Origin of the sequence: Kribbella sp. (assembly GCF_035687465.1) — a bacterium.
Taxonomy (GTDB): domain Bacteria; phylum Actinomycetota; class Actinomycetes; order Propionibacteriales; family Kribbellaceae; genus Kribbella.
Window position 1 is genome coordinate 1 of record NZ_DASRXP010000569.1, and the last position, 9,822, is coordinate 9,822.

Sequence of the window (9,822 nt, forward strand, 5' to 3'; positions counted from 1 at the left end):
GCTGCGGGAGCCGCTGCCCGGCACAGCCGTCATGGCCTCCGGCTGGCTTCTCGTCGAGCAGCCGGGTCCGTGGGGCGGCAAGGCACCGACGCAGAGTCACCTCGACCCGGACTTCGGCGCGAAGATCGATGCCGCCTGCAAGAAGGCCGACCTCCGCTTCGGGCTGATCCGCTCCCCCGGCAGGCATCCCGACTCCCCGAACTCACACCGCGTCTTCGTCGCCAGCACGACGCCCGGCCGCACTTGGCTGCTCAGCGGGACTGTCGCCGATCCGCTCCTGCTGGACGCGCTCGACCTGGACGCGATCAACCGCGGCGAGCTGGACGTCGTCGTGAAGTCGCTGCCTGAACTGGCACCGGTGACAGAGCCGGTGCTGCTGGTCTGCACGAACGGCAAGCGTGACGAGTGTTGCGCGCTACTCGGACGCCCCATCGCCGCGGCTCTGACGGCCGCCGCGCCGGGGAGAGTGTGGGAGTCGACCCACCTCGGTGGTCATCGGTTCGCACCGACAGCGGCCCTGCTACCCGCCGGAACCATGCACGGCCATCTCGACCTCGAGCTGGCCACCGCCGTTCTCGCCGCGGCCGACCGCGGCGAGACGGTGCTCGACAAGCTGCGCGGCCGGTCCACCTGGACCAAGCGCGGCCAGGTCGCTGAGATCGCCATCCGCAACCTCATCGGCGAGGTCGGGTTGGACACGCTCAGCGTCATCGCGGAAGACCTGGAGACCGTCACGGTACGACACGTCGACGACCGGGTCTGGACCGTTCCGGTCACCACCGAGACCGTCCACCCACCCCGCCCGGAGTCCTGCGGAAAGGAGCCCTACGACATGTCGATCCTGCGTGCCGGCACCGCGATTCCCGGCGGCATCCGATGAGCGCCGAGGTCATCACCGGGTTCGAGGACCTGCTGGCGGCCAACGCGAAGTACGCGGAGCATTTCCGCTACAGCGGCTTCGACGGCATCGCCCACGCCGGCGTCGGCGTGGTCACCTGTATGGACTCCCGGATCCCGCCGCTGGAGCTGCTCGGCCTCAAGCCCGGCGACGCCAAGGTACTGCGCAGCGCGGGCGGGCGGGTCACCGAGCTGACCATGACCGGACTGGTCCTTGGGGTGCAGTTGCTCGGGGTCCGTCGGATCATGGTGATCCCGCACACCCGCTGCGCGATGGCGGCGATGACGGAGGATGAGTTGCGAGCGAAGGTCGAGCTAGCCGCCGGCAAACCCGCCGGCTACCTGCCGCTCAACGTCGTCCCCGACCAGCTGGAGGCGCTCCGCCGCGACGTCGCCGCCGTGCGGGAGCACCCGCTGATCGGCGACGACGTCCTCGTCGGCGGCTTCATGTACAACGTCGACACCGGCCGCCTGGAGCAGATCAGCTGACCACGACCTTGCCGGTGTCGAGTTCGTAGTACGCGCCGACGAGTTTCACCTTGCCCTCCTTCTCGAGCGGGCCGAGCACGGACGACGTGCGGAGCTGGGCGAGGATCAGGTCGACGTTGGCGTGGACCGCGTTGGTCAGCCGGTCGCCCGGCTTGCCGGTCACCTGCTGAACCGCAGGGCTCAGCGCCTTGACCAGGTAGCCGATGTCGCCTTCCTCGTCGGTCTCCTTGGCGTCGAGCGCCTTGATGGTCGCGTCGATCGCGCCGCAGCGCTGATGGCCGAGCACCATCAGCAGCGGAGTCTTCAGCTCGGCGACCCCGAACTCCAGGCTGCCGGTCACCGAGTGGTCCAGTACCTCACCGGCGCTGCGGACCACCACCAGATCGCCGAGCCCGCGATCGAAGACCAGCTCGATCGGGACCCGCGAGTCCACACAGCCGAGCACGGTCGCGAACGGATGCTGGCTCTTGCTCACCTCGACCCGGCGCGCCGGTCCCTCGTCGACGTCGTCGGACTGGTTCTCGACGTACCGCTTGTTGCCTTCGAGCAGGCGCTGCAGCGCTTGGTCACCGGTCGTGATGGGCGGCTCGACGCCGGGTCCGGCGCCACCCGCAGGCTGGACGGGACCGGGAGTAGGGTTCGCACTGCCGCTGGCGTCGTCGGTAGCGCAGCCGGTCAGAGCGGCTATTCCTAGGCCTGCACCGAGCGTGGTGCTCAGCGTGGTGGCCAGAAAACGGCGGCGTGATGTCGGGGTCGTCAAAGTTCTGCTCCTCACGAGGTGCGGCGTGGGCGTACGCCGCAATCCGAAGGTAACCCCTTGCATACTGCCTGCAACACCGGGGTCTGTTCCGATCTCTCGGTGGAGCCGCGAGGATCTGATAGACAGCCCTTATGAGACTCCGCCCAAGCTCTGTTTCCCGCTCCCTGCTGGTCGGCGCCCTGGCCCTGACCAGCGTCCTGACCGCTGCGCCCAGTGCGCCCGCTGCCGTCGACACCGAATCGGCCGGAGGCTGCCTCGATCCGGCCGTGACCGGCACCGTCGAAGAGCAGCGCCTCGACAATGGCATCGCCGGCGGCTCGTCCGTGCCGGCCGAGATTCTGGCCCGGTCCGGGTTCGACAAGCAGGTCGCGTTGTTCGGCAAGTTGCTCTGTGCGATGCCGAACCCCAAGGCCGCTGAGGTGCTGGTCCGGGTCCAGGGCGAGGCGCTCTGGAAGACCGCGACCTACCGTGCCCAGCACCCGCAGACCGCACCGGCTCTGCCGTCGACCGACGACCGTGGCCTGTACTGGGCCCGGATCTCGATGGCGCTCGCGCTGCGTCAGTGGCAGCCGCGGTTCGCCCTGGGGACCGCGGAGCGCGACGCGCTGATCCGGAGCCTGGAGTACTCGTCCCGCGGGATCAACAGCACCCGGTTCAGCCCCGGCGTACGGAAGATCGTGGTCACCGGGTTCGACCCGTTCACGCTGGACGCGGACATCCGGATCGGCAACCCGTCCGGCGCGAACGCGCTCAGCCTGGACGGACAGCGGTGGAAGATCAACGGCACGACGTACGAGATCCAGACGGTGGTCTTCCCGGTCCGGTACACCGACTTCGACGAGGACATGGTCGAGAACGCACTCGCCCCGCACTACCGGCCGGGACCGCAGCACGCGGACCTGGTGATGACGGCGAGTCAGGGCAGGGTCGGGATCTTCGACCTCGAGGTGTTCAACGGCCGGCGGCGCTCGGTCAGCTCGATCGGTGACAACAACAACCTGTGGGGCGGCGGGACGGTGAACGCCCCGGTGGTCTCGCCGAGCATGCCGCCCGGTCCCGAGTGGTTGACCACCAGCCTCCCGACGGCCCGGATGTCGCTCGCCGACGTCGCGCCGTTCCGGACCCGGGTGAACACCTCAGTCCTGGAGATCCCGGCCGGCGAGACCCTGCCAGTACGACGTCCGCTCGGTCCGACTGCTGGTTCCATCGCATCCGAAGGAGCAGGCGGCGGTTACCTCTCGAACGAGGTCGCCTACCGCAACACCCTCCAACGCGATCTCGTGGACCCGTTGATGCCGGCCGGCCACCTGCACGTCCCGGTTCTCCAGTTCGACACCACGAACACGACTGCCATCACCGACCCGACGTACGAGTCCAACCGCGACGCGATCGTCACCGGCGCCCACGCCATCCTCCACGCGGCCCTCAGCTGAGGACCGCGCCGAGGTCCGCCAAGGCTTACCGGGGCGGGACGTTGTGGTTGCCGGCGAACAGGTTGCCGGGGTCGTACTGACGCTTGACCGCCGCGAGCCGCTGGTAGGTCTGGGTCGGATAGACAGCGGCGACATCCTCCTCGGTGGCAGTGGTGAGGAAGTTCGCGTAGGCGCCGCTGGTGTACGGGGTGAGTCTGCTCCAGATCGCGTCCAGAACCGGACGAGCCCCGTCGATGACCGGCGCCGGACCCGCGGTGGTGGTCACGAACATCAGCTCCGCCTGGCGATGCGCATAGGCGGTGGCGTCGTCGGGCACCCGGGAGACCGCGCCACCGACGCTGCGAACGGCGATGATCGGCGACCGCTCCGACGTCCCGACCTCGGCAAGGATCCGGAGGACCTCGGACACCGCCTCCTTGCCGGCAAAACCGCTGCGGGTGAGGAGCTGGATACCTGGCGGCGGAATCGCTCCGTCCACGAGCGTGTCCGCGTACGGCGTCAGCGCGACCTCGTCGACGACCACCCTGCCGAGCCGTCGGATCGGGTCGATCGCCTGCGCGGCGAGCTCCGGGTCGTCGCCGTCGAAGGCGACGTGGATCTCGACCAGCGGCTCAGGTCCGCCGGCGAACGGATTGGCGACGACCGCGATGGAGGTGAGTTCTTCGGGGGCGCTGCGGAGGTAGTCCGCCCAGCCCTGGAACACAGTGGCCGTCTCCGCTGCCGGGAAGGCGATCTTGCCGTAGAAGACGTCCGCCGTCGGATGGGCCACGAACTCGAAGGCGGTCACGATCCCGAAATTGCCACCGCCACCGCGAAGCGCCCAGAACAGCTCCGGGTTCTCCTCCGCGGTCGCCTGGACGACCTCTCCGTCGGCGGTGACCACCTCTGCGCCGACCACGCTGTCCAGGGCCAGACCGTACTTCCTGACCTTCCAGCCGATGCCACCGGTCAAGGTCAGCCCACCGACACCGACGCTCTTGGTGTCGCCCGAGGAGATCGCCAGGCCGTCCGGAGCCAGGGCGGTCGCGACCTGCCCCCAGGTGGCACCGCCGCCGATCCGGACGAGGTGACGTTCCTTGTCGACGACCTCCACGGTCGCGAGCTTGCTCAGGTCGATCACGACGCCGCCGTCGTTGGTGCCGAAGCCAGGGAAGCCGTGGCCGCCGCCTCGCACGGACAGGTCGAGCTTGACGGCGGCGGCGAATCTGACACCTGCCTGCACGTCCCCGACGCTCTTGGGTCGCAGCACGTAGATGGGGCTTCCCGAGACCAGGACCGAGCGACTGGCCGACTCGTACTCCGCTCCGCCCGGTTCGATGATGTCGCCGCCGAAGTCACGGCGAAGAGTTTCCAGCACTGAGGTCATGACGTCCTTCCACACAAGAATTCGGTTCGAATACCTGTGTGACGAAACAACTCGACCAAATGTGACGACGGCTCCGGCAGTCCCGAACCGGGCCGACGTCAGGCGTCGATGCGGGTCTCGTCCAGTTCGTAGGCGCCTTGGACGATGAATTCCTTGCGGGGGGCTACGTCGTTGCCCATCAGGAGGTCGAAGACGCCGGCTGCGGCTTCGCCGTCGTCGACGGTGATGCGGCGCAGGGTGCGGTGGCGGGGATCCATGGTGGTTTCCGCCAGCTGGTCGGCGTCCATCTCACCGAGACCCTTGTAGCGCTGCGGGGGCTCTTTCCACTTGACGCCCTTCTTCATCAGCTCGGCCGACTTCCGCTGGTACTCCGCGTCGCTGTAGGTGTAGATGTACTTCTCCTGCCCCTTCTTCGGGTTCGTCAACTCGAAGCGGTGCAGCGGCGGTACGGCGGTGTAGACGCGACCCGCGTCGACCAGCGGCCGCATGTACCGGAAGAACAGCGTCGCCAGCAGGCAGCGGATGTGCGCGCCGTCGGAGTCGGCGTCCGCCATGAAGATGATCTTGCCGTAGCGCGCCTGCTCGAGATCGAACGTGCGCCCGGACCCGGCCCCGACCACCTGGATGATCGACGCGCACTCGAGGTTCTTCAGCATGTCGCCGACGGACGCCTTCTGCACATTGAGGATCTTGCCCCGGATCGGCAGCAGCGCCTGGAACTCCGAGCTCCGCGCCAGCTTCGCCGTACCGAGTGCCGAATCACCCTCGACGATGAACAGTTCGGACCGGTCCACGTCGTTGCTCCGGCAGTCCGCCAGCTTGGCCGGCAACGCCGACGACTCCAGCGCGGTCTTCCGGCGCTGCAACTCCCGGTGCTGCCGCGCGGCAACCCGGGTCCGCGACGCCGCGACCACCTTCTCCAGTACTGCGCGGGCTTGTGCCTTCTGCGCGCCCTTGGTCGAGGTGAGGAACGACTCCAGCTCGGTCTGGACCACCTTCGCCACGATCCGCGAAGCGGCCGGAGTACCGAGCACCTCCTTGGTCTGCCCGTCGAACTGCGGCTCGGCCAGGCGGACGGTGACGACGGAGGTGAGGCCCTCCATCACGTCGTCCTTGATGATCTCCTCGCCGCTCTTCAGCAGCCGGGTCCCGGTCAGTACGCCGGTGAACGCCTTCGACAGCGCGCGCTCGAACCCGGCCATGTGGGTCCCGCCCTTGGGCGTCGCCACGATGTTCACGAACGAACGGGTCTCGGTCTCGTACCCGTCGCCCCAGCGGACCGCGATGTCGACGTCGAGGTCGCGCTCGACATCCGTCGGCGTCATGTGGCCGGCGTCGTCGAGCATCGGCACGGTCTCGGTGAAGTGGCCGGTGCCGGACAGCCGGACCACGTCGGTGACCTTCTGGTCGGTGGCGAGGAACTCGCAGAACTCGCTGATCCCGCCGTCGTGCTTGAACGACTCCTCGGTCGGCTCGTCGGTCCGCTCGTCCCGGATCACCAGCTCGAGGCCCGGCACCAGGAACGACGTCTGCCGCGCCCGGGTGACCAACTCGTCGTAGTTGAAGGTCGCGTCCTTGGTGAAGATCTGCCGGTCCGCCCAGTACCGGATCCGGGTGCCGGTGACACCCTTCTTCGCCCGGCCGGCCTTGCGCAGACCCTTCGCCGCGGTGAAGCCGGCCGACGGGCCCTCGTCGTCGAACTCCCCCGCCGCACCGCGACGGAACGAGGTCGTCCAGATCACCCCACCGCGGTCGACCTCGACATCGAGGCGGGCGGACAGGGCGTTCACCACCGAGGCACCGACACCGTGCAGACCACCGGAAGCGTTGTACGAACCGCCGCCGAACTTACCGCCGGCGTGCAGCTTGGTGAAGACGACCTCGACCCCGCTGAGCTTGGTCTTCGGCTCGATGTCGACCGGGATGCCACGGGCCTTGTCCCGCACCTCGACCGACCCGTCCTTGTAGAGGACGACGTCGATCCGCTCACCGTGCCCGGCCAGCGCCTCGTCGACCGCGTTGTCGATGATCTCCCAGAGGCAATGCATCAGACCGCGGCTGTCGGTCGAGCCGATGTACATCCCCGGCCGCTTGCGGACGGCCTCCAGCCCCTCGAGGACGAGCAGGTTGCGGGCGTTGTACGTCGGGTCGAGCTCGGCACTGCGAGGCGTCGGGGCGGCCACTGGGCTCCTTCACTGCTTTCACTGGTTCACAAGCGGACTGCATCACAACAGGCGGGCAACGGCTCGCCGTCGCACTTGTTCTAGCCTACGCAGCCGCACCCCCAAAACTCGGGAAGCCCCGGCTGGTGGCGCTGGTGTATCCATGATCTGGTCGGGGTACCCCGGCTAGCACCAAAATCGCCTGACAGAAAGGTGTTCCGGCAGGTATCGATCCGGACTCGATTGACGTGTTCTACGACACTCCGAACATCAGCGCGCTGTGACGGAATCATGGCGCACAGTGAAAGAAGACACGCCCGACACTCGCTGGAAACACGAATTCGCCCGAATCCGAAACGATCGCCCGTCAATATGCGTCATAAGGGAACAGGTGGTTCGTCTCACATACGGACACGCTGCCCCTACCGGGAAGCGATCCGCGTGTCAGGATGTTTCTATCTGGTGAGTACGGAACTAGATGAGATGAGGCCTCAAGTGACTACAGCACTCGCCCCGAGTTCGACCCTGTCGGCTGCGGACCGTTGTGACCGCTGCGGCGCGCAGGCCTACGTCCGCGTAACCCTGACCAGCGGTGGGGAGCTTCTGTTCTGCGCCCACCACGGCCGGGAACACTCGGAGAAGCTGCGCAACATCGCGATCACCATCCACGACGAGACGGGTCGGCTCGAAGACGCTCCGACTGCCGTCGCCGCGGAGGACGACCGGTAACCGGGCCTCACAGCGCCGACGAGGGCGCTCCCGAACAGGTTTCATCGATGGCGGTCACCCGGACAGGGTGGCCGCCATCCGTCATTCCAGCGGTCACACCAGCGGTACTGCGGGCGCGGGTCCGTGCCGACGCAGTTCCTGCCAGGCCCGCGCCATCCGGTCGACCGCGTCGACCATCACCTCGTCCGGGTAGCTGAACGGCACCCTGAGGGCTTTGTGCCGGGCCGGCCGTTCCGCGAGCGGCCGCGGGGCGCGGATCCAGCCGATCCTCAGTCCGCCCCAGACGGCCTTCGACACCGATCCGATGGTCAGCACCTCGGCATGCGGCGGTGCGAATGCGGCCAGCGGCGGGATCTCCGGTCCGCTCGGATCCCAGGCCGAAGAAGCGTTGTCCTCGACCACGACCACGCCGTACCCGGCCGGCATGCGCTTGTCGGTCGGTCGCGGTACTTGTGATCGGGCTGCTCTTCGATCTCACCTATGCGATTGGCGCAGACGCCGTCGGCCGCCGCTTTCGCACACAGCGCGGGGGCAACATCCAGCGGTACTTGGTCGGCGGGATCTACCTGAGCATCGCGGCACTTGCCGCCGTCAGCGCCTTCTCATGACTCGACGGTGAGCTCGCCGTCCTCGATGCGCACCGTGAGGGTTCTGTCGCCGACTCTGATGCCGTCCAGTTGAAGGCGGTGCCAGGGGAAGGGCTCGGCGGGGGTGATGTCGAGAGAATCGTTCGGAACGTCCGGCGAGATCCCCAGTGCTGCCACGACCACCGCAATAGCCGAGGCGGCTGCCCACGCTTGCGGACGGCACGACAGCGGGTACGGCGTCGGCGTGCTCTCCACCTCGGCACCGCTTCCGCCGTACAACTCGGGCAGCCGGTAGCCGAACCCCTCCGCCGCATCCAGCAGCCCTCGCACGTACGACGTCGCGGTCGCGGCCTGGCCGGCTGCGTACAGACCCTGGACCCCCATCGCGGTGTCATGCGGCCAGATGCTGCCGGTGTGGTAGCCGAGCGGGTTGAACCGGGTCATTGCCGAGGACAACGTTCTCATCCCGAAACCGCTGTCCAGCTGGGGATCGGCCAACTGCGCGGCGACGGCGGCTTCCTCGGCTTGATCGAGGAGACCCGTGCCGAGAAGGTGGCTCATGTTGGACGCGGGTCCGGCAACGGGGCGTTTGTCGCCGTCGAGCGCGATCGCCGGGTAGCCGTCCACCCAGAAGGTGGCCCGGAAGCGCTCTTTCATCGCGGCGGCCCAGTCGAGCCACTCGGCTGCACCATCGAGGCCGAACGCCGTCAGGAGTTCAGCACCCGCGAGGGCCGCAGCGTAGGCATAGCCCTGGACTTCGCAGAGCGCGATCGGCGCCGTGGCGAGAGTTCCCTCCGGCCACTGCACCGAATCGTTGGAGTCCTTCCAGCCCTGGTTGGCCAGGCCGTGACCGGACTCGTCGATGTACTCGAGGAAGCCGTCGCCGTCGGGATCCGCGTAGTCCCTGATCCAGGTGAGCGCTCTCTGGAGGTTCGGCAACAACTCACGGACCTCGTCGGCCGGCATCCCCCAGCGCCACGCCTTGTGGAGCGTGGTGATCCAGAGCTGAGTCGCGTCGTGGGTTCCGTAGTAGACCTGCGGGAGCACCAGCCCATCGCCGTGGTCGGCGACCTCCGCGCGGAGCTCGTGCGGGATCTTGCCGGGCTGCTCGGCGGCGTCCGGGTCGACCTTGGTCCCCTGCCTGCGCGCGAGAGCCCGCAAGGTACCGGCCGCAAGCTCCGGATCGACCGGGATCACCATGCCCGCCGAGATCAGCGAGTCCCGTCCGAACAGGGTCAGGTACCAGGGCGGTCCCGCCCCGAGATAGCGCTCTCCCCGATCTCCGGTGCGATCTGCGACCAGCTGGAGACCAGCCACATCGTCAAGAGAGCGCCGCACCCATCGCTGCAACCGAGCGTCGTCGCACTCGACGCCGACTTCGCTGTACGACGAACGCTCG

At 68.0% G+C, this 9,822-nt stretch carries 9 protein-coding genes; 4 read left to right on the top strand and 5 right to left on the bottom strand.

The features are described 5' to 3' along the window. The first annotated feature begins 1 nt into the window (after position 1). Positions 2-880 (top strand): ferredoxin family protein, encoded by an 879-nt coding sequence (locus VFG33_RS30180; RefSeq protein ID WP_325056382.1) that lies wholly within the window; start codon positions 2-4, stop codon positions 878-880. After that, a complete protein-coding gene (locus VFG33_RS30185) occupies positions 877-1,386 on the top strand; it encodes a beta-class carbonic anhydrase (RefSeq protein WP_325056383.1) in 510 nt (169 codons plus the stop codon). The genes VFG33_RS30180 and VFG33_RS30185 overlap by 4 nt, the downstream gene beginning before the upstream one ends. On the opposite strand, the gene VFG33_RS30190 is transcribed toward VFG33_RS30185, so the two are convergent. After that, on the bottom strand, positions 1,379-2,146 hold the full coding sequence (locus VFG33_RS30190) for a carbonic anhydrase (RefSeq protein ID WP_325056384.1): 768 nt from the start codon (positions 2,144-2,146) through the stop codon (positions 1,379-1,381). The genes VFG33_RS30185 and VFG33_RS30190 overlap by 8 nt on opposite strands. A 131-nt stretch (positions 2,147-2,277) precedes the next feature. On the opposite strand from VFG33_RS30190, the gene VFG33_RS30195 reads away from it, so the two are divergent. Next, complete coding sequence (locus tag VFG33_RS30195) at positions 2,278-3,579, top strand: PA0049 C-terminal domain-containing protein (RefSeq protein WP_325056385.1); 1,302 nt, start codon at positions 2,278-2,280, stop codon at positions 3,577-3,579. Positions 3,580-3,604: 25 nt separating this feature from the next. Here the strand turns inward: VFG33_RS30195 and VFG33_RS30200 are convergent, their stop codons facing one another. Together VFG33_RS30200 and VFG33_RS30205 are read right to left on the bottom strand one after the other, a co-directional pair. Further along, positions 3,605-4,945, bottom strand: a complete 1,341-nt coding sequence (locus tag VFG33_RS30200) for an FAD-binding oxidoreductase (protein ID WP_325056386.1) — start codon at positions 4,943-4,945, stop codon at positions 3,605-3,607. Between the two features lie 98 nt (positions 4,946-5,043). Further along, positions 5,044-7,128: a DNA gyrase/topoisomerase IV subunit B gene (locus tag VFG33_RS30205; RefSeq protein ID WP_325056387.1), complete on the bottom strand. Its 2,085-nt coding sequence runs from the start codon at positions 7,126-7,128 to the stop codon at positions 5,044-5,046. Positions 7,129-7,590: 462 nt separating this feature from the next. Here VFG33_RS30205 and VFG33_RS30210 point away from each other — a divergent pair, with 462 nt between their 5' ends. Further along, positions 7,591-7,836, top strand: a complete 246-nt coding sequence (locus tag VFG33_RS30210; RefSeq protein WP_325056388.1) for a DUF7455 domain-containing protein — start codon at positions 7,591-7,593, stop codon at positions 7,834-7,836. A 93-nt stretch (positions 7,837-7,929) separates the two neighbouring features. Here VFG33_RS30210 and VFG33_RS30215 read toward each other — a convergent pair whose 3' ends face one another. Together VFG33_RS30215 and VFG33_RS30220 are read right to left on the bottom strand one after the other, a co-directional pair. Then, positions 7,930-8,262 (bottom strand): hypothetical protein, encoded by a 333-nt coding sequence (locus tag VFG33_RS30215; RefSeq protein ID WP_325056389.1) that lies wholly within the window; start codon positions 8,260-8,262, stop codon positions 7,930-7,932. A 176-nt stretch (positions 8,263-8,438) separates the two neighbouring features. Further along, a partial coding sequence (locus VFG33_RS30220) for a glucosylglycerate hydrolase family protein (protein WP_325056390.1) occupies positions 8,439-9,822 on the bottom strand: 1,384 nt, incomplete at its 5' end.

What these genes read in the sequence shown, in the direction of transcription:
- VFG33_RS30200 (WP_325056386.1), bottom strand. Translation starts at nt 4,945, where the DNA reads ATGACCTCAGTGCTGGAAACTCTTCGCCGTGACTTCGGCGGCGACATC.
- VFG33_RS30185 (WP_325056383.1), top strand. Translation starts at nt 877, where the DNA reads ATGAGCGCCGAGGTCATCACCGGGTTCGAGGACCTGCTGGCGGCCAAC.
- VFG33_RS30195 (WP_325056385.1), top strand. Translation starts at nt 2,278, where the DNA reads ATGAGACTCCGCCCAAGCTCTGTTTCCCGCTCCCTGCTGGTCGGCGCC.
- VFG33_RS30210 (WP_325056388.1), top strand. Translation starts at nt 7,591, where the DNA reads ATGAGGCCTCAAGTGACTACAGCACTCGCCCCGAGTTCGACCCTGTCG.
- VFG33_RS30215 (WP_325056389.1), bottom strand. Translation starts at nt 8,262, where the DNA reads ATGCCGGCCGGGTACGGCGTGGTCGTGGTCGAGGACAACGCTTCTTCG.